We start from the raw sequence: 25040 nt of genomic DNA, 5'->3' as shown, positions 1-25040 counted from the left end.
CCCTGTCATTCGACGCGCGTGGTGCTGGAGGCGAGGTTCGCCCCGCTGTTCGGCGAAGAAGAGCGCGACCTGGCCCGCTCCCGCCTCCAGGAATACGGCTACACCCCGCCCGAATAGCCGGACGGGGTGCGCGGGGAGGGCGTCAGGTGGTGTCGTGGGGATGGCGGACGCGGGCGTCGTCCTCGCGGCGCTGGTGCGGTACGGCGACGTCGGCGCCGCGCGGCCCCAGGTAGGGGTCCGTGGCGCGCAGGCCGGCCGTGGCGACCACCCGGCTGATGTCGCTGGGCGTGATCAGGCCGACGAGGTGCCCGTCGGGGTCGAGGACGACGGCACGGCCGTCCGCGCAGCCGTCCATGCGGCCGAGCAGGTCCGTCAGCGGCTCGTCAGGACGCGCCTGGGGCACCTCGTGCGGCGGGCAGGCGATGTCGCCCAGCCGGGTGGCCGCGCGGGCTTCGGGAGGCACCCGGCGGATGCGGTTCAGCGTGACCAGCCCGGTGAACACGCCGAGCCTGTCCACCAGCGGGTACGTCGACAGCCGGTGCCGCATGACCACCCGGTCGATCAGCCCCGCCACGGTCTCCTCGGGATGGGCGGTGACGGGCCTGCCGGACATGACGTCGCCGACGCGCAGCCCGTACAGGGCGTTGCCGAGCTGGGTCTGCTGTTCCTCGGCGGTGGCGGCATTCACCAGGAACAGGCCGATGAGGACCAGCCACAGCCCCTGGAACCCGAGCCCGGTGACGATCTGGAGGAAGCCGAGGGCGATGAGCACGTACCCGAAGACCCGGCCGGCGCGGGCCGCGGCGACGGCCGCCCGCGTACGGTCGCCCCAGCGCGCCCACAGGGCGGCCCGCAGCACCCGTCCGCCGTCGAGCGGCGCGGCCGGGATGAGGTTGAAGATGGCCAGCAGGACGTTCACCCCGGCCAGGTACCAGAAGATGCCGGCCAGCAGCGGCACCCCCGTCACGGCGCCGGCGAGCACCGCGACGACCGCCGACACCACGCCGACCAGGAGGCTCATCAGCGGCCCCACGACCGCGATCTTCAGGTCGGCGCCCGGCGTACGCGGCTCGCCGCGCAGTTCGGCGACGCCGCCGAGCAGCCACAGGGTGATCTGCGACACCTCGATGCCGTGGCGGCGCGCGGTCACCGCGTGGGCCAGCTCGTGGGCGAGCAGCGAAACCATGAACAGGACGGCGGCGACCAGCCCGGCCAGCAGGTAGACCGCCGGAGAGTGGCCGGGGAAGACGACCGGGAACCGCCCGAACGCCAGCCCCGCGACCAGGATGACGACGATGACCAGCACGCTGATGTTGAGCCCGACCCGGACTCCGGCGACGCGGCCAAGAGGAATCGAGGAGCGCATCTTCCCTCCCGCGAGAAGGCTGTCGCCGTCACTTACCCTCAGTCCGCCGCAGGTCACCTGCCCCGCAAAACGAGACCCCGGCGCAAAGACGGGCCCCGCGCGAAGGCCGCAGGCAGCGACCCGCGTCCGGACGCGGGTCGCTGGAGGGTCAGCGTTCTGGCGGGCCGGTCCTGGCGGGTGGGGGGCTGTCGCGGTCGTCGAGGTCGGTGCCGTGCCCGTCCCCGTGCCCGTGCCCGTCCCCGTGCCCGTGCCCGTCGCCATGAGGGCCGTGCCCGTCCCCGTGCCCGTCCCCGTGCCCGGCGCCCAGCCGGATCTTCTCGCCCCCGTACGCCCGGCTCATCTTCACCCTGAGCCGGCCGAGCGGCCCGCGCGCCACCTCGGGCGGCACCCCGTCCCCGTCCGGCGCGGACGGCAGCATCGGGACGGGGGTCTTGCCCTGTACGTGCGCCTCGATGTCGTCCGACGGTTTCGTGTGCACCTCGATGAACTCCCCGTGCGGCAGTCGCTGGATGACCCCCGACTCGACGCCGTGCGAGGCCACGGCGGCGTCGGAGCGCTGCAGGCCGAGGCAGATGCGGTAGGTGATCCAGTACGCCAGCGCGGGGGCGATGAAGATGAGCGCGCGCCCGATGTACGTCGTCCAGTTGAGGCTGACGTGGAAGTTGGCGGCGACCAGGTCGTTGGCGCCGAGCAGCCACAGCACCCCGTAGAAGGTGATGGCGGAGATGCCGATGGCGGTGCGGTGCGGGTTGTTGCGCGGCCGGTCGGCGATGTGGTGCTCGCGCCGGTCGCCGGTGACCCACTGTTCCAGGAACGGGAAGAGCACGAGCCCGGTGATGATCAGACCGAGGGGCACGAGGGCCGGGATGAGGACGCTGAGCGGCAGCGTCCCGCCGGCGGTGCCGAACAGGTTGATCTCCCAGGGGGGCATGAGGCGCAGCGAGCCCTCCAGGAAGCCCATGTACCAGTCGGGCTGGGAGCCGGCGGAGATGTCGGCCGGTGTGTAGGGGCCGAACAGCCAGATGGGGTTGATCTGCGCGAACGTCGCGAGCCCGCACACCACTGCGAGCGTGAACAGCAGGTACGCACCCGACTTGCCCATGAAGGCGGGCAGCAGCGGCGCGCCCACCACGTTCCGCTCGGTACGTCCCTTGCCCGGCATCTGAGTGTGCTTCTGCACCCACATCAGGACGAGGTGGGCGGTGATGAGCGCGAGCAGGATGCCGGGGATGAGCAGGATGTGCAGGGCGTAGAAGCGTTCGATGACGGTCTCGCCGGGATACTCGCCGTTGAAGAGGAAGAACGACAGGTACGTGCCGACCAGCGGGATCGACTGCAGCACGCCCTGCGTGATCCGCAGCCCGGCGCCTGACAGCAGGTCGTCGGGCAGCGAGTAGCCGGTCAGGCCCTCGAACAGCGACAGCGTGAACAGGCCGATGCCGATCAGCCAGTTGATCTCGCGCGGCTTGCGGTAGGCGCCGGTGAAGAACACCCGCAGCATGTGGACGACCAGGCTGGCCACGAACAGCAGGGCCGCCCAGTGGTGGATCTGCCGTATCAGCAGGCCGCCGCGCACCTCGAAGCTGATCTCCAGCGTGGACGCGTACGCCTCGGACATCTGCACGCCGAGCAGCGGCGCGTAAGGGCCGTCGTAGATGACGTGGCCCATGCTGGGACGGAACCAGAAGGTGAGGAACGTCCCGGTCAGCAGCAGGATGATGAACGTGTAGAGCGCGATCTCGCCCAGCAGGAACGACCAGTGGTCGGGGAAGATCTTGCGCAGGTTGCGCTTGAGGAAGTTCGCGCCGCCGATGCGGTCGTCAAGGAACCTGGCCGGCCCGCTGATGAGCTTCGGCGGTGTCTCCATCGATGGCCTCCCCCATAGCCGCGGCCCCGGCAGGACGATCCCAGGCCCCCGTGATCGCCTGCCCCCACGCTGGAACCGCCGGGGCAACTGGTAAGGCGGCTGCCCCCGATCTCCTCCACGAAAACACAAGCGCCAGCAAGGACTTCCCCGCCGAGCAGCGCATCGGCCCCGGGGCCGGGGGGCGGGCGAGGCGATCGGCGGTTTGCGTATGGGTGTGACGGGCAGCCGCGCAACCATGGGAACCACATCCACGATCACGGTGCGCACAGGCCGCCGGCGGCGGGGGCTGCTCCTGGCGGGCGCGGCAGTGTCGGGGGCCGTGGCAGGGGCGGCCGCGATGGCGGCCAGGCGGGTGTCGCGCAACCGGCATCCGGCCACCATCCCCTGGTACGCGGTCACCGTCGCGGTCGACCCCGCCGAGCTGACCGGCAGGGAACGGCCGGACCTGCTCGCCCGGCTGGCCGAGCGGCACGAGGTGCGCATCACGCGGGCGCCGGGCGGCCGGGGCACCGAGATCGCGGTCCGCACCGCCGACGGCGCGGCCAGGGAGCAGGTACGGGCGCTCAAGCAGCTCCTGGAGACCGGCGAGGTGCTGGTGGTGGAGGGGCAGCCGGAGGGCCGCCGCACCCCGCTCGGCCGCGCCGCCCGCCCGGCGATCCGCCGGCTCACACGAAGGGGAGCCCGGTGACCGCCCGGCGCGCGCGAAGAGAACCTCAAGGAGAACGGCGGAGGCGCGCACGATGAGCGCGCCGTGCGGGCGAAGGAGGAGGGCGTGATGAGGGCGTTGTGCTGGACGGGCGTCAACGAGGTGGCGGTCGAGGACGTGCCGGAGCCGAAGCTGCTCAACCGGCAGGACGCGCTGGTCAAGGTGACGGCCAGTTCGGTGTGCGGGTCCGACCTGCACCTGCTGGACGGCTACGTCCCCGCGATGCTGAAGGGCGACGTGCTGGGCCACGAGTTCGTCGGCGAGGTGGTGGAGGTCGGCCAGGACGTACGGAACCGCCGGGTGGGCGAGCGCGTCACCGTGTGCTCGATCCTGGGCTGCGGCCGCTGCCACTACTGCCAGGAGGGCCTGTGGTCGCTGTGCGACAACACGAACCCGAACCCGGGCCTCCAGGAGAAGCTGAACGGCCACTCCAGCGCCGGCATCTTCGGCTACTCCCACGCCATGGGCGGCTTCGCGGGCAGCCACGCCGAGTACGTCCGGGTCCCGTACGCCGACGTCAACGCCTTCCCCGTGCCGGAGAACGTCCCGGACTCGAACGCGGTGTTCGCCTCGGACGCGGTCCCGACGGGGTGGATGGGCGCGGACCTCGGCCAGGTGGGCCCGGGTGACGTGGTGGCCGTGTGGGGCTGCGGCGGGGTGGGCCAGATGGCCGCGCTGGCGTCCCTGCGCATGGGCGCCGAGCGGGTGATCGCGATCGACCGCTTCCCCGAGCGGCTCGGCATGGCCGCCGCGCTCGGCGCGGAGCCGCTCGACTACGAGCGGACGGACGTGCTGGACGCGCTCAAGGAGCTGACCGGCGGGCGCGGCCCCGACGTCTGCATCGAGGCGGTCGGCATGGAGAGCCACGGCACCGGCCCCCAGTACGCCTACGACCGCGCCAAGCAGGCGGTGCGCCTGCAGACCGACCGGGGTCTCGCGCTGCGCCAGGCGGTGCAGGCGTGCAGGAAGGGCGGCACGGTGTCGGTGCTCGGCGTGTACGTCGGGATGGTCGACAAGTTCCCGATGGGCGCGCTGATGAACAAGGGCCTGACGATGCGCGGCGCCCAGCAGCACGGCCACCGCTACATCCCGATGATCCTGGAGCGGATGGGCCGGGGCGAGATCGACGCCTCCCCGCTGCTGACGCATCCGATGAGCCTGGACGACGGCGCGAAGGGCTACGAGCTGTTCAAGCGCAAGCTGGACGGCTGCGTCCGCGCCGTCTTCCGCCCGTGACCTGCACCGACATTTCACACAATCTCATGAACTCCGGCGTGGCAGCCGCCATCGGATACAGGCGTGAGATTCTTCGTCACCCAGCTGCTCCGCTTCGCCTGGGCGGAGGCGCGGTCGTGCACGTTCGCGCTCGCCATGTTCGCGGGCCTCGCCGCCTCGTCGGTGCTGCCGCTGCCGATCCCGCGTTACGACGCGCTGCTGCTCTACGCCGTCGCGATGACCGCGCTGCTGCGCCTGACCCGCTGGGAGAGCGGCGCGGAGACCGCCGTCATCGCCGCGTTCCACCTGGTGGGGCTGGCCTTCGAGCTGATCAAGGTAAGGCTCGGCTCGTGGAGCTATCCCGAGGACGCCTACACCAAGATCGGCGGGGTGCCGCTCTACAGCGGGTTCCTCTACGCGGCCGTCGGCAGCTACGTCTGCTCGGCGTGGCGGATCTTCGAGCTGCGGCTGGCGAACTACCGTACGGTGCCGACCACCCTCGTCGCGCTCGCCGTCTACGTGAACTTCGTCAGCCAGCACTACTGGATCGACCTGCGGCTCCCGCTGGCCGCCGCGCTGCTGCTCGTCACGTGGGGCACGGTGGTGCACTTCACGGTGGGCGGCCGGCGCTACCAGATGCCGCTGGCGCTGGCGCTCGCCCTCATCGGCTTCTTCCTGTGGGTGGCCGAGAACATCGCCACCTTCCTGGGCGCCTGGCAGTACCCGCACCAGCAGGAGACCTGGCATCTCGTGCATCCCGCGAAGTTCGGGGCGTGGGCGCTGCTGGTCAGCGTCACGTTCGTGATGGTCGCCTCGTGGCAGGCGAGCCGCGGACGGCTGCACCTCGCCGCCTCGCGCGGCCAGGTGAGGGGCTGGGCGGCGCCGGTGCGCCGCGTGCCCTCGTAAGACACGAACCGTCCATCCGCACGTCACATGCGTGCGGTATCTTGAGCGGGTTCTTCCGGATGCCACCACGCCGTGGCCCCAGGGCGAGGAGGTGAGGCTGCATGAGCAGTCAACCTCCTAGTCGCACTCACTGAGCCGCCGACTTCCCCCTTTCACCCGGCAGCGCCGCGCGCCTCCTCCGTCGCGCGGGCCGGGTCGTCGCCCCTTGAGTCCTTCCGGAGGTCCCTGATGATGTCCGATTGGCGGTCCCGCGTTCTGCGTCCCGTCCGCCGCGCCGCCACCGCCCAAGCAGAGCCCGCGCCCGAGCAGTCGATGGACCCGCGCGGCCGCCGCCCGTCCGGTGAGCGTGAGCTCGGCGCGCAGGTGCTCGACGCCGCCCTCTACCGCGACGGCCGGCGCCTCGACAGCCCGTCGTCGCCCGCCGACGTACGCGCCCGCCTGCGCAAGGAGCCGGGCACGATGGCCTGGATCGGCCTCTACCAGCCCGACGAGGCGCACCTCGCGGAGCTCGGCGAGGAGTTCGGGCTGCACGAGCTGGCCATCGAGGACGCCGTCGTCGCCCACCAGCGGCCCAAGCTGGAGCGCTACGGCGACACCCTGTTCGTGGTGCTGCGCGCCGCCCGCTACGACGACGCCGCGGAGGAGGTGGAGTTCGGCGAGATCCACCTGTTCTGCGGCCCCGACTTCGTGCTGACCGTCCGCCACGGCAACGCTCCCCCACTGCACCCGGTGCGCGCCCGCATGGAGGCCGACCCCGGGCTGCTCGCCCGCGGCTCGGAAGCCGTCCTGTACGCCGTCCTCGACCATGTCGTCGACGGTTACGCCCCCGTCATCGCCGGCCTGCAGAACGACATCGACGAGATCGAGACCCAGGTCTTCGGCGGCGACCCGGGCGTCTCGCGGCGCATCTACGAGCTGTCGCGCGAGGTGATCGAGTTCCAGCGGGCGACCAGGCCGCTGCTGGCCATCCTCGACGGCCTGACGGCGGGCTTCGACAAGTACGGCACCGAGGAGGAGCTGCAGCGCTACCTGCGCGACGTCGCCGACCACGCCACCACGGTGGCCGAGCGGGTCGACGGGTTCCGCCAGATGCTGGCCGACATCCTCACCGTCAACGCCACCCTCGTCACGCAGGCGCAGAACGAGGAGATCAAGCACATGACGGAGGCCAGCCTGGCCCAGAACGAGGAGATCAAGAAGATCTCCTCCTGGGCCGCCATCCTCTTCGCGCCCACCCTCATCGGCACCGTCTACGGCATGAACTTCGAGGCCCCCGGCATGCCCGAACTGCGCTGGACGTACGGCTATCCCTTCGCGCTCGGCCTGATGGCGCTGACCTGCCTCAGCCTCTATCTGATCTTCAAGCGCCGCGACTGGCTCTGAGCCCCTACAGGCCCTGGGTCAGGGCGACGATCACCGTGATCAGCGCGATCGGGCCGAGGATCGCGGTGTTGACCACGACCGCGCTGCTGCCGGGCAGCACGCGGGCGAGGGCGCCGGAGGCGACGCGGCGCACCCGGCCGGCGCCGGGCAGCGCGAACAGGCCGATCGTGAAGACCCCCGCCGCCAGCGACTCGGCGTGGCCGGCGCTCAGCAGGCCGGTCATGTTCAGGAGCGTGCCGGCGACGAGGCCGAACGCCAGCGACAGGAGCAGGTGGCCGACCGCCACGAGCGCGGCCCTGGTGACGTCTTCGCGCTCCTCGTCGAGGAAGTGGCCGGCGACGCGCAGCGCCAGCGAGAGCCCGGCCGCGATCAGGCCGACGGCGACCGGCTCGAGCACGGTGAACGCCGCCAGCATGACCAGCACGAGCACGCCGGAGAAGCCGCTGCTCTTCATGAACCTGCGCAGGTCGAACGGCTCGGCGGGCGGCGCGGGGCGCGGCGGCTCGGGCAGGGGGTCCTGCACGGTCTCCGCCGCGGTGGTCCCGGGGTGCCGCTGCTCGTGGACGCTCGTGGCGTACGCGACGGGCGGCAGCAGGTCGGAGACGGCGTCCATGGTGAGCGTACGGTCGGCCCGCGTGGCGGGGCGGGGGCTCCCGCCGTCGGGGTCGAGCTCGGCGGCCATGCGGGCCAGCTCGCGCGCGGTGGGCCGCTCAGTGGGGTCGAGGGTCAGCGCCCTGGTCAGCCAGCCGCGCAGCCACGCCGGGGCGTGCTCGGCCTGCCAGCGGCCCTCCATGGTGTTGAAGCAGACGGACTCGAACGTCCCCGTGCCGAACGGCGGCAGACCCGTGGCGGCGAAGAACACCGTCGAGGCGAGCGCGTGCACGTCGGCCGCCTGGGTGACCAGCGACTCGCGGATGATCTCGGGCGCGAGGTAGCCGGGCGTGCCGACGAACATCCCCGTCTGGGTCAGCCTGGCCGCGTCGACCAGGTGCGCGATGCCGAAGTCGATGACCAGCGGCGCGCCGTCGACCATCATGACGTTGGACGGCTTGAGGTCGCGGTGGATCACCCCGGCCGCATGGATGTCGACCAGCGCCTGGCACAGCCCCTGGGCGAGCCTGACGACGTCGTGCGGGCTCAGCGGGCCGCCGGTCAGCACGGTGTCCTCGAGCGTGCGGCCGTCGGCGAAGCGGGTCACGACGTAGGGCCGGCCCCCGGCCAGCTCGGCGTCGAGCACCTCGGCGACGAAGCGGCTGCGTACCCGCCGCATGGTCTCGACCTCGCGGAAGAGGCGGTCGCGCGCCTTGAGGTCGGCGGCCACGTGCGGGTGCAGCACCTTGATCGCGACGTGCCGTCCCGCCTCGTCGAGACCGAGGTGGGCGACCCCCATGCCGCCCTCGCCGATCTTCCTGAGCACCCGGTAGGGACCGAGTTGTTCCTGCGCCTGTGTGCTCATCCTCGACGTCATCCTCCGTGTTCCCCCGTTGGCCGCTGGTCGTCCGTACAGGACGGGACATTGTCCCGCATCTCCGCCCTTCGCCCCGCGTTGTTCACCCTTCCAACGCCTGGGCGGGCCCGCAAGGTTTCCCACCACAGCACTTCTCCGCACCGAATCCCCCATCCGGTACGGGGTTTCCGAGCGTCCGGAACCCGGGAGCCGATTTCTTCCGGGTTATTGACGAAATTTGCGCGGCTTCGGCAGACTCTCCGGCAGGTCGCGGCGAGCCGCGGCGGATCACCGCAGTGGGAGGACGTACTGATGACTGGTTCCGACAACGGCGCGCAGGTCGGCCGGAGAGCCTTGCTGGCCGGCGTGGCAGGTCTGGCCGGGGCGGCGGCGCTGCCGGCGACGGCGGCCCAGGCGGCGCCGGGACGCTATCCCGCGAACTGGCCGGAGCAGGAGCCGTACGGCGTTGCGGACACCCGGCCCGACCTGTGGCCCAGGGACGACAACTCGTTCGTGCTGCCGCTCGAACTGCGCCCCCGCGACAGGGAACTGGGCCGGGTGTGGATGCGGGACACGTACGTCAACTGCTTCAGCGTGCGCGGCCGCCCGCTCTACGTCGCGACGGGCACCACGCGGGTGCCCGGCCTGCAGGCGGCGGGCCCCTGGAACGACGGCATCTTCGTGTGGACCGCGCCGTCGCTGAAGGGCCCATGGCGGCTGGCGGACACCACCCGCATCAGGCCGGACGCGGAGAAGGGCAAGGTGTGGTCGCCCGAGTTCGCCGGCGAGAACCGGGAGGGCCGCACGGTGGTGGCACCGTGGCAGGAGTACTGGACCGACGACAGGTTCGGCAAGCGCGGCCAGGCGTGGGCGCCGGAGGTGCACTACTTCCGCGGCAAGTGGTACATCGCGGCCTGCATGGGCGACCACTCCCGGAAGGTGGGCTCGTTCCTGCTGGTGAGCGAGGGCGGGGTCGAGGGGCCCTACCGGCTCGCGGAGGGCAACCTGGACAAGCCGTTCGGCGAGTCCTTCGTCGGCGGCCCCGAGTTCATCGAGCCGGGCGCGTACCACCACATCGACGGCAGCCTGTACACCGAGGGCGGCGACGCGTGGCTGGTGCTGCACAACCACCTGTACGCCAAGCTCCGCGACGACATGGAGGACATCGTCCCGGCCACGGGGCTGCCCGCGTTCCAGCAGCAGCCGTACACGCCGGAGCCCTACCTCGAAGGCGCGTACGTCTTCAAGCACGAGGGCAAGTACTACCTCCTGCACGCCGCCTGGGACCGCACCTCCACCAACCCCGACGGCAGCACCCGCTACGCCTACGACCCGGGCGGCGCGGGCCGGACGCAGTACCAGTACGACGCGGTGATCGCCGTAGCCGACCGGTTCGAGGGCCCGTACTCCAAGCGGTGGACGCTGGGCGTCGGCGCCGGGCACAACAACGTCTTCCGCGACCACGCCGGACGGTTGTGGGCCACGTTCTTCCGCAACCCGAACGTCGGCCACTGGGCCGACCCGTCCCGCGTCGGCGACGCGGCGGTGGCCGGCGTGGTGCGGCTGGAGTGGACGGGGCCGCGCGGGAACCGCCTCTACGTCCAGCGCCGCCACGGCCGCTGACCCGGCCTTGCTCTACAGGCTGTAGAGTGACGCGGACCTAGGAAAGGGGCGAAAGTGCTGCGCTGGTTCCGGATCGCGGCGGTGGCCGAGGCGTGCTCGTGGGCGGGCCTGCTGGTCGGGATGTTCTTCAAGTACGTGACCGAGACCGGCGAGCTCGGCGTCAAGGTGTTCGGGCCGATCCACGGCGCCCTGTTCGTGCTGTACGGGCTCGGCGTGCTGCTCTCGGCGCGGGAGGCGGGCTGGAGCCGCGGCGCGATCGTGCTCGGGCTGGCGTGCGCGGTGCCGCCGTTCACCTCGCTCTGGTTCGAGCGCCGCATGGCCGCCCGCACCCCGCAACCCGCCTGACCCATGCCCTGCCCCCGGTCCGCCGAGGCCGGGGGCATTTTCTGTGTGCACGAAATGTCGTGCACGACTTATGATGCATGTATGCCGGAAGACGACATGGCCGACCTGGGCGCGGCCAAAGCGCTGGCCAACCCGCTCCGGCAGCGCATACTCAGGGAGCTGGAGCTGCTCGGCGAGGCCACCTCCACGACCCTGGCCGCCCGCCTGGGCGTCACCACCGGCGGCACCAGCTACAACCTGCGGATCCTGGCCGAGCACGGGTTCGTGGAGGAGGTGCCGGAGCGGGCGCGCGGCAAGGAACGCTGGTGGCGTTCGGCGCGCCGCAGCGTACGCTTCGAGCCGCGCGGCGCGCAGGAGCCCGCCATGCGCGACGCCGTCGACCTGCTCGCCGAGGTGTGGTTCGGCGAGGACAAGGAGTTGCTGGCCCGGCTGGACGAGGTGCGCGACCAGCTGGGCCCGTGGGCCGACGCGCGGCCGTTCTCACGCGGGGTCATCACGGTCGACCTCGACGAGCTGATGGCGTTCTTCACCGACTATCTCGCGCTGCTCAAGCGCTATCAGCGTCCGCACGGCCAGGCCGCGCCCGGCGCGCGCACCGTGCACACCAGGTTCGTCGCGTTCCCCGACCCCGAGGAGGGCGCCACCGGCCGACACGACTGACGACGATGATCCGGGCCGCCGAGCGGCAACTCGGCGACCCGGGCTCTGCGAAAGCTGCGATGCCTCGCCACCAGGCGAGTTCCTGATGCTCACAACTTCCCTCGTTAGGAGAGCACTCCATGCTGTCCGTACGCAAATCAGCCGGATTACTGCTGCTGGTCGCGCTGCTGACGCTGTTCCAGCCCGTACGCCAGGCCGCCGCCACCTATCCGACCACCGCAGATCCGACCACCGCAGATCCGACCACCGCAGATCCGACCACCGCAGATCCGACCACCGCAGATCTGACCGCCACCGATCTGACCGCCACCGATCTGACCGCCACCGATCTGACCGCCACCGACGTGAGCTTCACCAGCGACGGCCGGACGTTGCACGGCACTCTGCTCGCCCCCGCCGGAGCCCGCGGGCTGCCCGCGATGGTGCTGGTCGCCGGGTCGGGGGGCACGTCGCGGACCGAGTACCGGCCGGAGGCGGAGGCGTTCGCCAGGGCCGGGGTCGTCACGCTCGTCTACGACAAGCGGGCCGGCTACTCGCGGGCGACCACCTCGTTCGACGACCTCGCCACGGACGCGCTCGCCGCCCTGGACCTGCTGCGCCGCCGCCCCGAGGTCGATCCCCGGCAGGCGGGGCTGTGGGGGCACAGCCAGGGCGGCTGGGTCGTCCCGCTGGCCGCCGCCCGCGCGGACGCGGTCGCGTTCGTGGTCACGGTGGGGGCGAGCGCCCTGCGTCCTGATCGCACGCAGCTGTGGAGCAACCGCGCCCACCTCGCGCACACGGGCGTCGCCGAGCGGCTGATCGACCCGATCGGCACACGGCTCAGCCGGGTGCTCATGGCGGCCGGCCTGTTCGGCGACACCGGCAACGACCCCGTCGCGAACCTCGTCCGCGTCCGCCGGCCGCTGCTCGCCGTCTTCGCCGAGCACGACCGCTCCACCGCGCCCGGGGAAAGCCTGGCGATCTTCCGTCAGGCGCTGCAGCGCGGCGGCCACGGGCACTACGCGCTGAAGGTCGTCCGCGACGCCGACCACGACCTGCGGGCGAGCCACGACGGCTTCACCCGGGGCTCCGGGTTCGCGCCCGGGTACGTCGACACGGTCGCCTCCTGGGTCAAGGGCCTCGCCGCCGGTCCCCCGGCCGTCTCCGCCGACCCGCCGCCCGCCCAGCCGTTCGCCAGCCGGCCGGTCGCGGCGCCCGCCTGGCACGAGTCGCCGGTCCTGCACGTGGCGGTGTTCGCGGCGATGCTCGCGGCGTTCGCCTGCTACGGGATCGGCGGCGCCGTACGCCGCGTGCGCGGCCGGGCGGGCGACGACCGGGGAACCGTGGTGCGGTGGGCGCCCAGGGTGGTGGCCGCCGGCGGGACGGCCGTGCTGGTCGGAACGCTCCTCTACCTGGGGTCCGTCGTCATGACGGGCGCCACGGAGGTGGACGCGGCGGTGCTCGGACGGCCTCCGTGGTGGCTGGCGCTGCAACTCCTCACGGCGCTGACCGTGGTCGCGGGCGTGGTGAGCGCGTTCGGCGCCCGGCGGTCCGGTTTCCGGCGGGGCGGTTTCCGGCGGGGCGTGCTGCTGTCAGGGGCGCTGCTGCTGGTGCCGTGGGCGGCGTACTGGGGGCTGCTGACCCCGTAACCGCTTCCGGCCCCGCTGCTGACCCCGTGACCCGCTTCCGATGCCGCCACCGGAAGCGGGTCCGGCCGCCCACCACCCGAAGCCCCCTGCGGACCCGCAGGCACGACCCGCGCGGGTCGTGGGCTCGCCGGCCGGTCAGGTGCCGACGGTGACGGGGCGCTCCCCGCGGACGCTGCGCCGCCGGTGCTCGCCTTCGACGTGCTGCTTCAGCCGCGCGAGGTCCTGGCGCAGCTTGTGGCCCGGGTCCGCGCCGAGGAGCCTGGCGATCGCGTGCCCGGCGGCCCCCACCACCGGGTTGTACGTCAGCCGCACCTGCACGCGGGTCCTGCCCCGCCCCCTGTCCACCAGCCGCAGCGATCCGGTGTGCGCGATGAGCTGCCCCTCGGTGGACTTCCAGGCGATCTCCTTGCCCTCGTCGCGCTTGGTCTCGGTGGCGTCGAAGCGGATCGGCACCCCGGCCGGGCCCTTGATCATCCAGTGCGACAGCTCACCGTCGGGCGAGCGGCGCACCTCGTACACGTCGGGCATGACCCGGGCGAAGACCGAATAGTCGCTCACCAGCTCCCAGATGGCCTCGGACGGGGCGGCGATCTCGACCGCCTCGGCCACGTCCACCGCGCTCCGGCCGGCGTTGACGCCGGTGAGCCTGCGCAGCGGCAGGTTGGTCAGCGCGCGGGCGGCCACGGCGACGCCCGCCGTGCGGACGACCCAGGAGAGCGGGCCCGGCAGGCGGCGGGCGGCGGTCAGCGCGTACGCGGCCGCCACCCCCGCCATGAACCTGGCGGTCGGTGACCAGCGCTGCTGCAGCAGCTCGGGCACGGGCTCGCGGGGCCGGCCAGGCCCCTGCAACGTGGGCACGCCGGTCGGGTCGAGATGCGGGGTCCAGCGGGCCACGACCGACTTGACGCCGGGAATGCGGCGTACGGCCTTCCTGGCCCGCTCCTCCTCGCCGGCCAGCAGGTCGCCGTCCAGCGTCACCACGTGGTCCTCGACCGTGACGTGGACGGCGTGCGGGTGGCTGACGTGGCGGCCCAGCTCGGCGCGTATCCGCTCGGTCAGCACCCGGTCGTCGGCGGAGCGGCCGCTGACCTGGTAGCGCAGCGCGGCGCCCGCGCCACGCCCGCGGTTGCCCAGGTCGCGGCTGAGCACACCGGCGCCGTCCCGCACCTCGTGCGTGGCGTGCGCGGCCTGGTCGCGGACGCGCGCCCGGCGGGCCCGCCCGCGCGCGGGGTCCAGCAGGTACACGGCCGCGGCCCCCGCGCAGGCCCCCGCCCCGGCCGACTTGAGGACGATCGGAAGGCGTGACCGGCCGTCCCCCGCGCTTACGTCGCGATAGGTGCTCATGACTCCCCCAGTTCGCACCCGGCATCATGCTCGCGTTCATGCTCGCGGAGGGCCGCTACCCGCCCATGACCTGCGCTAACCGAGGCGCGCGCCGACTCTGCGTGACGACGTATTCACGGATGACCACCGGAGCCGTAAAGTGTCAGGATGACTGTCGTGATCACGCGGCCGGTCCGGCCTGAGCAGTCTCCCGTCGGCGCCGTGGTCCCCCGTCTCACGAGGTTCCCGCGCGCGGGACGTGTTCCCCTCCCCCAGCAGCCGTACAGCTGACGCACGACAAGGACCCTTATGTCACAGATCAGTCCCCCCGGCCCTGCGGAAACGGGCAGCGACGGCCAACCCGCGCTCAAGCGGGTGATGGGCCCAGGCCTCCTGCTGCTCTTCATCGTCGGCGACATCCTCGGCACCGGCATCTACGCCCTGACCGGCCAGGTGGCCGGCGAGGTGGGCGGCGCCGCGTGGCTGCCGTTCGCCATCGCGTTCATCGTCGCGCTGATCACGGCGTGCTCCTACCTGGAGCTGGTCACGAAATATCCGGAGGCGGCGGGCGCTGCGCTCTACGTCCACAAGGCGTTCGGCAAACACCTGCTGACCTTCCTGGTGTGCTTCGCGGTGATGTGCTCCGGCATCACTTCGGCGTCGGCGGCCTCGCGGGCCTTCGCCGCGAACCTCGCCACCGGCTTCGGCTTCGAGGCAGGCAACACCGTCATCCTGCTGATCGCGATGGCGTTCATGCTGCTGGTGCTGGCCGTCAACCTGCGCGGCGTGGGCGAGAGCGTCAAGGTCAACGTGGTGCTCACCGCGATCGAGCTGTCCGGCCTGCTGCTCGTCATCGTGCTCAGCCTCTACTTCATCACCGGCGGGCAGGCCGACTTCTCCCGGGTGGTGGCGTTCGAGACGCCCGAGGACAAGAGCGTGTTCCTCGCGGTCAGCGCGGCCACGTCGCTGGCCTTCTTCGCCATGGTCGGCTTCGAGGACTCCGTCAACATGGCCGAGGAGACGAAGAATCCGACCAAGATCTTCCCGCGGATGATGTTCACCGGCATCGGCATCACCGGGCTGATCTACGTCCTGGTGTCGATCTGCGCGGTCGCGGTGGTGCCGGTCGGCAGGCTGGCGGAGAGCGAGACGCCGCTGGTGACGGTGGTGGAGACGGCGGCGCCGGGGGTGCCGATCGGCGAGCTGCTGCCGTTCATCTCGATGTTCGCCGTCGCGAACTCGGCGCTGATCAACATGCTGATGGCCAGCCGTCTGCTGTACGGGATGAGCAAGCAGGGCGTGCTGCCGCCGTTCCTCGCCAAGGTGCACCCGACGCGGCGCACCCCGCACGCGTCCATCGTGTTCACCACCGGCATCGCGCTGCTGCTCATCGCCTACGTCTCGCTGGTGCCCGACAGCCCGGTCGTCGCGCTGCTCGGCGGCACCACGTCGCTGCTGCTGCTCGCGGTGTTCGCGCTGGTCAACGTCTCCGTCCTGGTGCTGCGCCGCGAGGACACCGGCGTCGAGCACTTCAAGGCGGGCCGGGTCCTGCCCGTGGTGGGCACGGTCACCTGCCTCTACCTGGTGCTCCCCTGGTCCTCCGGCCGCCCGGCCGGCCAGTACGAGATCGCGGGCGTCCTGCTGGCGGTCGGCCTGCTCCTGTGGGGCCTCACCTGGTGGTCACGAAGAAGAGCCTGACCCCCAGCCACCAGGGCCGCTCCCCTCGGGGAGCGGCCCTTTCACCGGGCCGGAGGCACGGCCGCCAGGTTCACCACCCGCAGCCCGTCGCCCTGCCGCCAGGCGATCACCCCGTCTCCTCCCGACCACTGGGTGAGCGGCGCGAAGGAGACGAGGCGGTCGGCCCGCGCGTCGTAGACGCCCTGGTGCCCGACGAAGAACCGGTCACGGTAACCGGGCTCCCTCAGCCCCTTCCGTACGCGTACGTCGCGGCCGTCCAGCCGCTGCACCACGGTGTCCTGGCCGCGGGTCCCCACGCACCGGGTGGGCCCGCACCGCAGCCCTTCGACGCCGTACGCCGCCCGGATCGTCACCTTCCTACCGGTCTCCAGGTTCACCATGCGGGTGGGGTTGTCGTGCAGGGCGAGCGGCTCGTCGGTGGCCCAGGGCCAGCCGGCGAGCTGGAGCCCGGCCGACCGGGGCACCTTCTCGGGCTCTCCACCGCTGAGGCTCAGCCGCCAGATCCCGCCGAGCGGGCTCGACCAGGCCACCTCGTCGCCCGCCAGCGCCAGCCGGTCGGGCTCGCCCGCCGCGCCGGTCTCCACGCGACCGGCCCGCCGCGCCTGCCCGCTGCCCCGCAGCGGAGCGACCCACACCCAGCCCTTGCTCAGCCAGGCGGCGTGCTCCTCATCGACGGTCAGCGCGCGCATGTCGGCGGGCGGCGTGAACACCGCACCGAACCGCCCGGTCGTCACGTCGTAGACGCCGATCTGCCCCGGCTCGTGCCTGACCAGCAGCCGCGTGGCGTCGATCGCGGCCAACGGCCGATAGCCCGCCGGGATGGTGACCATCGCGTCCGGCCACACCCGCTCGATCTCCCGCCCCGCCCCACTCGGCAGGCCCGTCGCCCGGTCCCCCTCCGTGCGAGCACCGTCCGTGGCAGAGCCGTCCGGTCCAGCGCCGTCCGTTCGGGGGCCGTGCGCGCTCAGGACAGGGCGGAGCGGCGAGGGCCAGGTGGCCGCCACTCCCCAGCCGAGCGCGATCGCGCACGCCGCCGCCAGCACCGCCCGCGCCCGGCGGTGTCGGCGACGGCGCCGGCGCTCCGCCAAGCCGGCCAGCAGGTCGTGTTGCGGCGCGCGTTCCGCGATCATCCGCAGCGCCTCGGTCAACTGGGCCTCGATCAGCTCGTCCTCGGTCCTCATGCGAGCCTCCCCGACAGGGCCTGAGCGCGGACGCGGAGGGTGGCGAGGGCCCGCGATGCCTGGCTGCGTACGGTCGCCTGGGAGATCCCGAGGATCGCGGCGATCTCGTCGTCGCCCAGCCCCTCGTGATAGCGCAGCACCAGCACCGCCCGCTGCTTCGGCGGGAGGGCGCGCAGGCGCTGCCAGACCTCGCGCAGGTCGTGCTCGTCCTCGTGGACCGGCGAGGGCACCTCGTCGGTGAGGTGCTCGCGCCGGCGGCGGCGCCACCAGGTCACGTGCTGCCTGGCCATGATCGTGCGGACGTACCCCTCCGGGTCGTCCTTCCGCCTGACCCGGCGCCAGGTGGAGTTCAGCTTGAGCAGGGCCTCCTGCACCAGGTCGGCGGCGTCGTCGGCGTTCCCCGTCAGCACCAGGCCGTATCGCAGCAGCGCCGGCCCCCTGGCCCGGACGAAATCCTCGAACTCCACCTCCCAGGGACGCCCGGGCCGCGGCTTCCGTTGCAAAAACCTGTCAGCCGATCCTCGTGTAGATGAGCTTGAAGTCGTGGCGCCATGTGTGGCCGTCCTCCGAGATCTCCCAGGCGCCCTCGATCGTCTTGCCGTCGGCCGTGACCGTGCCGCGGTAGCGCTGGGCGAAGGCCGGGTCCGCGCGCCAGAAGCGCAGCTCGCCGTTCTCGAGGGTCATCAGGTAGTCGCGGGTTTCGCCGCGCGAGTCGTGGTAGTGCTGGACGAACACCTCGGGCTGGTCGCTCAGGCCGATGGCGCACATACCGTCGGGGGCGTCGGGGTGGTCGTTGGTGAAGGTCTGGGCGAGCACCCGCCGTCCCTTCAGCCAGGCGAACGTGGTGCGGCCGTGCCCGACGACCTCGGGGCTGCCGGGGCCGAAGAAGCCGGCGTCGAAGACGGCGGCCGTCTTCCACTCCCCCACCAGCACGTCGAGGCGGTCGAGGGCCGGTGAACGGCCGGACGGCAGGTCGGCGGGGGTGATCTTCTCCTCGCTCATCGCGATGGGTCCTCTCGTCGCGCCGGAAACGGGCTTACGGAAGGTTGGACCGTCCGCGGAGCGAGAACTCATCGGCGGGCACGCGAGAGCCCGGGCACGGTGAGGTGCCCGGGCTCAGCGAACGCGGGTCAGGCGGCGACGATGTTCTCCGCCTGGGGGCCCTTCTGGCCCTGCACGACGTCGAAGGAGACCTTCTGGCCCTCCGTCAGCTCGCGGTAGCCGCCGTTGGCGACGATGTTGGAGTAGTGGGCGAAGACGTCGGCGCCGCCGCCGTCCTGGGCGATGAAGCCGAAGCCCTTTTCCGAGTTGAACCACTTCACGGTGCCAGTCGCCATGTCGATCTCCTTAGATATGCGCAGATCTGACGGAATCCGCACCTTGCGGAATCCGTGTCGCCACGATGTGCCCATCCGGAAATGACCGGCGAACAAAAAATGCGCCCGAAGATTACAATCTGTCAGGCGCACACAAAGTCTTTTATGGGAACCACAACTGCAACGCCATCAGGCTAGCACACCCCCTCGGCATTGACGCATTGTGAGTGTCGTCCATTTATCGTGGCTTGTGCGGAATTTAAGAGGTTTACTCCGCATTCTGGGAGGGGAAGGCGGTCACGCGGTCTGGGCCAGCAGGGCACGGGCACGCACGGCGCCACCTGGCGAGAAGTGCGGGTTGATGGACAGGGCGCGCGTCAGGTGGGTGCGCGCCCAGGCGAGGCGGCCGCGGGCGTACTCGATCTCGCCCCGGTGGTAGGAGAACAGCGCGTCGCGCCCGCCGAGCGTGGCGGCGCGCGCGGCGTACCTGGCGGCCTCGGCGGACCGGCCGGCCCGGTGGAGCGCCCAGGCCAGCGCGTCGGCGACCTCGACGGCCTGCCGCCGCGCCCATTCGAGCCGCAGATGCCGTACGGCGGCGCGCGCGTCACCGTGGTCTGCCTGGAACACCCCGACGGCGTAGTGGTCGGTGTCACCGTTGGCGGCCAGCACCTTGTGGTGGGCCACGAACGCGGCGTACTGCCGCCTGGCCTCCTCGCGCTCGCCGAGGTGGTCGAGCAGCTCGCCGTACTCGACGGCGTAGGCGGGCGAGCGGGCGACGGCGGTGGCGTAGTCACGCCTGGCCTGGTCGGGGTTGCCGAGCGCGGCCTCCGTACGCGCCTTGCCCGCACGGGCGGGCACGTGGCCAGGGTCGGCGGCGAGAGCCTGCGTGTACGCCGCCCGCGCCGCGGAAGGGTCGCCCTCGTGCCAGGCGAGATCGCCGAGCCGCCACTGGCAGAAGGCGTACTCGGCGGGGTCGCCGGCGACCTGGCAGGCGCGGCGCAGCAGCTCGCGAGCCGGCCCGACGCGGCCGTGCAGGTGTTCGACGCGGGCGGCCCTGGTGAAGGAGGCGAGGTCGGGACGGCCGTCGAGCATGCGGCGCAGCGCCCGCCCGGCCTGGTCGTAGCGGCCCAGCGCCAGGTAGGCGTCGGTGAGCACGCCGTAGAGCGCCCAGTTGTCGGGGGCGGCGGTGCGGGCGCGGGCGGCCCAGCGGACCGCGCCCGCATGGTCGTGCCGGGCGTTGGCCAGCTCGCCCATGCCGATCAGGGCCTCGACGCGGGGCCTGCCGAGCCGCAGGGAACGTTCCAAAGCCGCCTCGGCCTTGGCGTGGAAGGAGGTCTCGGCGGTGCGGAGTGCCTGACGAAGGTACAGGTGGCCGAGGTTCGCCCAGCCCGCCGCGTCGCCGGGGTGGCGGCTCAGTCGGCGCTGGACGGCCTCGATGCCGTCCGGCAGGTCGTGCGGCGTCCACCCCACGGGGCCCGGCGGCGGCTCCTCCTGGCGCAGGAGCCCGGTGGGGGCGTACATGGCCATCAAGGCACAGGCCACCAGCACGCATCCCAGCAGGGGCAGCACGAGCCGTACGCGTTTCATCTGATCGGGGTGTCCTCGTGGTGGGGAGATGAACGGGACGGGAAGGTCAGGACATGCGGCGGATGGCGGCGTTCACGAGCTCGATGCCGCGCAGGCCGGGCGACGTCCCGGCGGGGACGGGCCTGCTGGGCGTGCCCTGCCAGGCGATGGCGAGGTCGGCCCAGTGGGCGCCGCCGCGCAGGCGGGTGCCGAGCTCGCGGTTGAGGTCGTCGGCCCAGCTCCGGTGCAGGGTCAGGGCGACCTTGCGCGGGCCGACGCCGCCGCCGTGCCGGACGAACGTGCCGGGCGCGAGTGCCTCGCGGAGGCTGAAGCCGGCCATCGTCAGCTCGCCGCGCGGCCGTGGCCGCCCGTTGACGGCAGGGGTGGCGAGGAGCGCGCTGCCGCCGGTGGCCGCGAACACCATGCGGAAGGTGTCGATCTCGTACGTCACGTTGGTCTCGGGGTCGGAGAACGAGAAGCCGCCGGGGTGGCAGATCCGGCCGCCGGGCGTGGCGACGGTGTCGTACCGCTCGCCGACCGGCGTCCACAGGGCCTTGCCGCCGTCCACCAGCTCGACCGGGCCGAGCGCGGAGAGCCCGATGCCCGCCCGCCGCAGTTCGGCGAGGAAGCCGGGCGAGAGGGTCAGCTTCAGCCCGCCCTCCCTGGACAGGTAGCTGCCGGCCTGCCCGTACGCGAGGCAGCCGGTGCCGACCGGGGCGGCCGCGGCAGGCTGAGCGGCGGGCTGGGCGGTGAACAGGAGGGCGGCGAGGGCGGTGCCGCCCGTGACCAGGGACGCACGGGTCGAGCGCATGCTTGCTGCTCCTTCGGGGGGAAGAGCCGGGGGGACGGCGCCGGGGGTGTCCGCACCGGCGCGCTTGGTCGATTACGGTGAGTAGTTATACCACCGCGTTACGCATCGGCGGGTGTGGTTCTCCCAGCTCGCCCTCACCGTGGCGTGTTGATGAAAATCAATATGCCGAGGTGCGGTAAGTGCTGTAAATCCTGCGGTGACCTCGCTCACGTGGACGAAAATCAATGTTGACGAGCCCATGGTGCAGGCCGGAGAGTGCCGGTATCGGAGGAGGTTCACCACATGATCAGCACCACCGCGCCGGCGGGCAACGGACACGGCATCGAGGTGCCCAGGGGGCTCAGCGGCGTCGTCGTCACCGAGACGCGCCTGAGCGACGTCCGCGGCCGTGAGGGCTTCTACCACTACCGCCAGTACTCCGCGATCGAGCTCGCGGAGAAGCGCACGTTCGAGGACGTCTGGCACCTGATGCTGCTCGGCGCGCTGCCGTCCGCCGGGGAACGGCGGCGCTTCGTCGAGCGCACGCTGCCGCTGCGTCACGTGCCCGAGGCGCTGCGGCCCCTGCTGCCCGCGCTGGCCACGCCGGGCGGCGGCCCGCTGGACGCCGTGCGCGGCGCGGTGTCGGCGGCCGGCTCCGTGCTCGGGCTGCGGCCGCTCTACGACCTCGGGCCCGAGCAGCGGCTTGACGACGCGCTGCTGGTGAGCGCGCTGACGCCGACGCTGCTGACCGCGCTGCACCGGCTCTCGCTCGGCCTGGAGCCGGTCGAGCCGCGCGACGACCTGACGTACGCCGCCAACTACCTCTACATGCTCACCGGCGAGGAGCCGGAGCCCGCGCACGCCAGGGCGATCGAGCAGTATCTGATCTCGACCGTCGACCACGGCTTCAACGCCTCCACCTTCACCGCGCGGGTGACCGCCTCGACGGGCGCCGACCTGGCGTCCTGTGTGGTGGGCGCGCTGGGCGCGCTGTCGGGGCCGCTGCACGGCGGCGCCCCGAGCCGTGCCCTGGACACCCTCGACGCGATCGGCACCCCCGACCGCATCGACGCCTGGGTCCGCGACCGCGTGCTGGCCGGCGACCGCATCATGGGCTTCGGCCACCCCGTCTACCGCACCGAGGACCCGCGCTCGCGCATGCTGTCGGGCATCGCGCGGAGCTTCGGCGGCGACCTGGTGGACTTCGCGCACGAGGTGGAGCGGCGGGTCATCGAGATCCTGGCCGAGCTGAAGCCGGGCCGCGACCTGCACACCAACGTCGAGTTCTACGCGGGCGTGGTGATGGAGCTGTGCGGGGTACCGCGCTCGATGTTCACGCCGACGTTCGCCGCCGCCCGTACGGTCGGGTGGTGCGCCAACATCCTGGAGCAGGCCGCCGACAGCAAGATCATTCGACCGGCGGCGCGCTACGTGGGTGACACCCCGCCGCAGCCGGTGCCCGCCTGACGCCGGAGGCTCCGCCCATGAGGCGGGGCCCAGGGTGGGCGATCCGCCCCTGGCACGGGCACGGGCACGGGCACGGGCACGGGCGGCGCGCCGCCTGCGCGCCGGCTGAGGACGGTCAGGCGGCGCGGCAGGTCGATGTCCGGGACGACGCCGTCGCGGGCCGGGGTGCCGTCGGGGTGCAGCGCGTCCATCGGCAGGTCGGGCCGGAAGTAGAGGCCGTGCCGGCCCGGCGGCAGCTCCCCGCCCTGCACCGGGTCGGGACCGCGGGCGCGAACGTGTCGCGGCAGGCCCGCGCGGGCCACGTCCTGATGGTGTCAGTACGTGTCACGGCGACGCGGTCCTCCAAGCTGCTGTCGGACAAGGTCACGGCGGTCTTCACGACGCGCTCCGAGCCGGGGGCCACGCTCTTCACCACGCCCTCCAGATCCAGCGTCCCGCGAGGAGGGTGCCGGCGACGGGCATTGTGCGGAGTTCGTCCCGGGTGGGGGCGGCCGGGGCCGCGGTCGTCCCTGGCGTGCGGCTCATCGCCGGGCGGCCGTGATCCGGCTCGCGGGGCGGGCCGTTGTGCCTGCGCTGCGGCGCGCGATAGCCTGCGCACGGGTGTTCAACTGGTGGAACGCCCGCGGTTTGGTCGAGTGAGGTGCTGGTGGTAACGGGTAGGGTTCTGCGGTTCGATCAGGTTCGGGGTTATGGGTTCATCGCGCCGGACAGCGGCGGTGCCGACGTCTTCCTGCACGCCAACGATCTGCTGGACGACAAGCACGCCGTACGGCCCGGCACGGTCGTGGAGTTCCGGCTTGAGGGCGGCGACCGGGGGCTGAAGGCGTCCGACGTCCGCATCGTCGGGCAGCGGGCCGCGGTCGCGCCTTCGCACTCCCACGAGAGCTCCTACGTGCCCTCCCATGAGGGCAACGCGGGCGACGACCTGTGCGAGGTGCTGTCGGAGTCGGAGTTCAAGCGGGAGATCACGGAGCTGCTCATCACGACGGTCCCGACGCTGACGGGCACCCAGATCGTGGCCATCAGGCAGGAGCTGTCGTCGCTGGCGAAGAGCTACAAGTGGGTCGAGAGCTGACCCCGAACCGGTAGCCGGTCCAGGGCCGGGAGCCTGCCTCCGGGCTGAGCGTCGGGTCCGAGGGCGGGCCTTGGGGGCGGGTGCGAGCGAGCCGCCGGGCCGGGCCGGGCGGCTCAGGCGTCTGTGTGGGACCTGAAGCGTTCGTGGGCGGCCTGCTTGGAGATGCCCATCGCCTCGCCGACCTCCGCCCACGAGGCGCCCGCCGCTCTGGCGCCCGCGACGGCCTGGTCGAGCAGTGTGCGCTGCCAGCTCTCGACCTGCGACAGCAGGGAGAGCGCGGCGAGCGGGCGGTCGCCGGCCAGCCGGACGATCTGCTCGCACAGCAGGTCCGACTTGACCACCAGCTCCTTCGGCGGCGCGGCGGCGAGCAGCGCCGGCACGTGCCCGCTCCACCACCGGTATTCGGCGTCCTTGGCGCCCTCGGACGTGGGCGGCAGCCGGCGGCGGTCGCTCCATCCGCACGAGCACGAGGCCCGGTAGCCGACGAACGTCTTGGTGAAGACGGGCGAGGTCGGGGCCTGCTCGCCGCCGGGGAGCACCGGCGCGGCGAAGCCTTCGTGGTCGGGGAGGTCAGCACACCTGAACGTCATAGTCGTCAAGAATTCCTGACGATTTCGTCCGGCGCAACTCGATCTTGCTCAGCTGAGCCTGCGGGTCAGCTGAGCGGCCAGCCGCGGCCAGTGGTCCTCGACGTAGAAGTGACCGCCGGAGAAGCGCTCCAGGTCCAGGCCGGCGGTGGTGTGCTCGGCCCACGCGCGGACTTCGGGCTCGGTCACCTTCGGGTCCTCGGTGCCTATGAACGTGGTGATGGGGCAGCTCACGGTCGCGCCCTCGGTGCAGCGGTAGCGCTCGACGGCGCGGTAGTCGTTGCGCAGCGCGGGCAGCACGATGGAGACGAAGTCGGCGTCCGCGAAGGCGTGCGCGGCCGACGGGTTCAGCGCGCTCACCTCGGCCACCAGTCCCTTGTCGTCGAGCCGGTGCACGCCGTCGTCGCGCGAGCGGGACGGCGCCCGCCTGGCCGAGGCGAACAGCCGTACGGGCGGGGTCTGGCCCTTGCCTTCCATGAGCCTGATCACCTCGAACGCGACCGTCGCCCCCATGCTGTGGCCGAAGAAGGCGACCGGGCCGTCCAGCGGCGGGCTGAGCACCTCGTGGATGCGCTCGGCCAGCACAAAGAGGTCGTCGATCATCGGATCGGCGAAGCGGTCCTGCCGCCCCGGGTACTGCACGCCGTACACCTCGACGGAATCCGGCAAGCTGCGCGCCAGCGGGACGTAGTAACTCGCCGAGCCGCCGGCGTGCGGGAAGCACAGCAGCTTGACCGCGTGCCCGGGCGCCGGGCGGAGGGAGCGGATCCACGGCTCGCGGTCGGCGGCGGCGCGGGCGGGCATGTCGTCCTCCAGGCGGGTGGCACGAATCATCAGAAGTCCACCCAACTTACGCCGATCTCCGTGCCCGGCGCTCGCCTACAATGAGGC

24 protein-coding genes are annotated in these 25040 nt (G+C 72.2%); 11 read left to right on the top strand and 13 right to left on the bottom strand.

Annotation, left to right across the window (positions count from 1 at the left end; all coding sequences use genetic code 11):
* Nucleotides 1–142: 142 nt before the first annotated feature.
* On the bottom strand, nucleotides 143–1366 hold the full coding sequence (locus AB0K18_RS00810) for a site-2 protease family protein (protein WP_364907918.1): 1224 nt from the start codon (nucleotides 1364–1366) through the stop codon (nucleotides 143–145).
* Between the two features lie 148 nt (nucleotides 1367–1514).
* Nucleotides 1515–3233, bottom strand: coding sequence for a ubiquinol-cytochrome c reductase cytochrome b subunit (locus AB0K18_RS00805; RefSeq protein WP_364907915.1), 1719 nt, complete (start codon nucleotides 3231–3233; stop codon nucleotides 1515–1517).
* Between the two features lie 235 nt (nucleotides 3234–3468).
* On the opposite strand from AB0K18_RS00805, the gene AB0K18_RS00800 reads away from it, so the two are divergent.
* The 4 genes from AB0K18_RS00800 to AB0K18_RS00785 all read left to right on the top strand — a co-directional run bounded on the left by AB0K18_RS00800 (nucleotide 3469) and on the right by AB0K18_RS00785 (nucleotide 7443).
* The gene (locus tag AB0K18_RS00800; RefSeq protein WP_364907913.1) at nucleotides 3469–3921 is read left to right on the top strand and encodes a hypothetical protein; all 453 of its coding nucleotides are present in this window, start codon (nucleotides 3469–3471) and stop codon (nucleotides 3919–3921) included.
* 87 nt (nucleotides 3922–4008) lie between these two features.
* Nucleotides 4009–5175, top strand: a complete 1167-nt coding sequence (locus AB0K18_RS00795; protein ID WP_364909158.1) for a zinc-dependent alcohol dehydrogenase — start codon at nucleotides 4009–4011, stop codon at nucleotides 5173–5175.
* A gap of 63 nt (nucleotides 5176–5238) precedes the next feature.
* Nucleotides 5239–6060: a DUF817 domain-containing protein gene (locus AB0K18_RS00790; RefSeq protein WP_364907910.1), complete on the top strand. Its 822-nt coding sequence runs from the start codon at nucleotides 5239–5241 to the stop codon at nucleotides 6058–6060.
* 231 nt (nucleotides 6061–6291) lie between these two features.
* A complete protein-coding gene (locus tag AB0K18_RS00785) occupies nucleotides 6292–7443 on the top strand; it encodes a magnesium and cobalt transport protein CorA (protein WP_364909155.1) in 1152 nt (383 codons plus the stop codon).
* A gap of 4 nt (nucleotides 7444–7447) precedes the next feature.
* Here AB0K18_RS00785 and AB0K18_RS00780 read toward each other — a convergent pair whose 3' ends face one another.
* Entirely contained in the window at nucleotides 7448–8899 is a 1452-nt protein-coding gene (locus tag AB0K18_RS00780; RefSeq protein WP_364907908.1) for a serine/threonine-protein kinase, read from the bottom strand.
* A gap of 303 nt (nucleotides 8900–9202) precedes the next feature.
* Between AB0K18_RS00780 and AB0K18_RS00775 the strand changes: the two genes are divergently transcribed.
* The 4 genes from AB0K18_RS00775 to AB0K18_RS00760 all read left to right on the top strand — a co-directional run bounded on the left by AB0K18_RS00775 (nucleotide 9203) and on the right by AB0K18_RS00760 (nucleotide 13146).
* Nucleotides 9203–10513, top strand: coding sequence for a family 43 glycosylhydrolase (locus AB0K18_RS00775; protein WP_364907905.1), 1311 nt, complete (start codon nucleotides 9203–9205; stop codon nucleotides 10511–10513).
* Nucleotides 10514–10567: 54 nt separating this feature from the next.
* Complete coding sequence (locus AB0K18_RS00770) at nucleotides 10568–10858, top strand: DUF3817 domain-containing protein (RefSeq protein WP_345400348.1); 291 nt, start codon at nucleotides 10568–10570, stop codon at nucleotides 10856–10858.
* A gap of 81 nt (nucleotides 10859–10939) precedes the next feature.
* Nucleotides 10940–11518, top strand: coding sequence for a helix-turn-helix domain-containing protein (locus AB0K18_RS00765; protein WP_364907903.1), 579 nt, complete (start codon nucleotides 10940–10942; stop codon nucleotides 11516–11518).
* Nucleotides 11519–11637: 119 nt separating this feature from the next.
* Nucleotides 11638–13146, top strand: coding sequence for a hypothetical protein (locus tag AB0K18_RS00760; RefSeq protein WP_364907900.1), 1509 nt, complete (start codon nucleotides 11638–11640; stop codon nucleotides 13144–13146).
* Between the two features lie 135 nt (nucleotides 13147–13281).
* On the opposite strand, the gene AB0K18_RS00755 is transcribed toward AB0K18_RS00760, so the two are convergent.
* Nucleotides 13282–14490, bottom strand: a complete 1209-nt coding sequence (locus tag AB0K18_RS00755; protein ID WP_364907897.1) for an SRPBCC family protein — start codon at nucleotides 14488–14490, stop codon at nucleotides 13282–13284.
* 288 nt (nucleotides 14491–14778) lie between these two features.
* On the opposite strand from AB0K18_RS00755, the gene AB0K18_RS00750 reads away from it, so the two are divergent.
* On the top strand, nucleotides 14779–16167 hold the full coding sequence (locus tag AB0K18_RS00750) for an APC family permease (protein ID WP_364907894.1): 1389 nt from the start codon (nucleotides 14779–14781) through the stop codon (nucleotides 16165–16167).
* A 41-nt stretch (nucleotides 16168–16208) separates the two neighbouring features.
* Here AB0K18_RS00750 and AB0K18_RS00745 read toward each other — a convergent pair whose 3' ends face one another.
* The 6 genes from AB0K18_RS00745 to AB0K18_RS00720 all read right to left on the bottom strand — a co-directional run bounded on the left by AB0K18_RS00745 (nucleotide 16209) and on the right by AB0K18_RS00720 (nucleotide 21041).
* Nucleotides 16209–17348, bottom strand: a complete 1140-nt coding sequence (locus AB0K18_RS00745) for a hypothetical protein (protein WP_364907891.1) — start codon at nucleotides 17346–17348, stop codon at nucleotides 16209–16211.
* Complete coding sequence (locus AB0K18_RS00740) at nucleotides 17345–17815, bottom strand: SigE family RNA polymerase sigma factor (protein WP_364907889.1); 471 nt, start codon at nucleotides 17813–17815, stop codon at nucleotides 17345–17347. The genes AB0K18_RS00745 and AB0K18_RS00740 overlap by 4 nt, the downstream gene beginning before the upstream one ends.
* Before the next feature lie 43 nt (nucleotides 17816–17858).
* Nucleotides 17859–18350 carry a hypothetical protein gene (locus AB0K18_RS00735; protein WP_364907886.1) on the bottom strand — a complete coding sequence of 164 codons (492 nt, stop codon included), beginning with the start codon at nucleotides 18348–18350 and terminating at the stop codon, nucleotides 17859–17861.
* A 128-nt stretch (nucleotides 18351–18478) separates the two neighbouring features.
* Nucleotides 18479–18685: a cold-shock protein gene (locus AB0K18_RS00730; protein ID WP_139637865.1), complete on the bottom strand. Its 207-nt coding sequence runs from the start codon at nucleotides 18683–18685 to the stop codon at nucleotides 18479–18481.
* A gap of 276 nt (nucleotides 18686–18961) precedes the next feature.
* Nucleotides 18962–20251 (bottom strand): tetratricopeptide repeat protein, encoded by a 1290-nt coding sequence (locus tag AB0K18_RS00725; protein ID WP_364907883.1) that lies wholly within the window; start codon nucleotides 20249–20251, stop codon nucleotides 18962–18964.
* A 46-nt stretch (nucleotides 20252–20297) separates the two neighbouring features.
* Entirely contained in the window at nucleotides 20298–21041 is a 744-nt protein-coding gene (locus AB0K18_RS00720) for a hypothetical protein (protein ID WP_364907880.1), read from the bottom strand.
* Between the two features lie 282 nt (nucleotides 21042–21323).
* Between AB0K18_RS00720 and AB0K18_RS00715 the strand changes: the two genes are divergently transcribed.
* Nucleotides 21324–22487, top strand: coding sequence for a citrate synthase/methylcitrate synthase (locus AB0K18_RS00715; protein ID WP_364907879.1), 1164 nt, complete (start codon nucleotides 21324–21326; stop codon nucleotides 22485–22487).
* Here the strand turns inward: AB0K18_RS00715 and AB0K18_RS00710 are convergent.
* The gene (locus AB0K18_RS00710) at nucleotides 22448–22789 is read right to left on the bottom strand and encodes a hypothetical protein (RefSeq protein WP_364907876.1); all 342 of its coding nucleotides are present in this window, start codon (nucleotides 22787–22789) and stop codon (nucleotides 22448–22450) included. The genes AB0K18_RS00715 and AB0K18_RS00710 overlap by 40 nt on opposite strands.
* Nucleotides 22790–23133: 344 nt before the next feature.
* On the opposite strand from AB0K18_RS00710, the gene AB0K18_RS00705 reads away from it, so the two are divergent.
* The gene (locus tag AB0K18_RS00705; RefSeq protein ID WP_364907874.1) at nucleotides 23134–23562 is read left to right on the top strand and encodes a cold shock domain-containing protein; all 429 of its coding nucleotides are present in this window, start codon (nucleotides 23134–23136) and stop codon (nucleotides 23560–23562) included.
* 113 nt (nucleotides 23563–23675) lie between these two features.
* On the opposite strand, the gene AB0K18_RS00700 is transcribed toward AB0K18_RS00705, so the two are convergent.
* Both AB0K18_RS00700 and AB0K18_RS00695 read right to left on the bottom strand, forming a co-directional pair.
* A complete protein-coding gene (locus AB0K18_RS00700; protein ID WP_364907872.1) occupies nucleotides 23676–24152 on the bottom strand; it encodes a hypothetical protein in 477 nt (158 codons plus the stop codon).
* A gap of 48 nt (nucleotides 24153–24200) precedes the next feature.
* Nucleotides 24201–24983 (bottom strand): alpha/beta fold hydrolase, encoded by a 783-nt coding sequence (locus AB0K18_RS00695; protein ID WP_364907869.1) that lies wholly within the window; start codon nucleotides 24981–24983, stop codon nucleotides 24201–24203.
* Between the last annotated feature and the right edge of the window lie 57 nt (nucleotides 24984–25040).

It is taken from the genome of Nonomuraea sp. NPDC049421, from assembly GCF_040677005.1.
GTDB classification, from domain to species: Bacteria; Actinomycetota; Actinomycetes; order Streptosporangiales; family Streptosporangiaceae; genus Nonomuraea; species Nonomuraea salmonea.
This window is presented reverse-complemented; position numbering and strand designations above follow the sequence as displayed.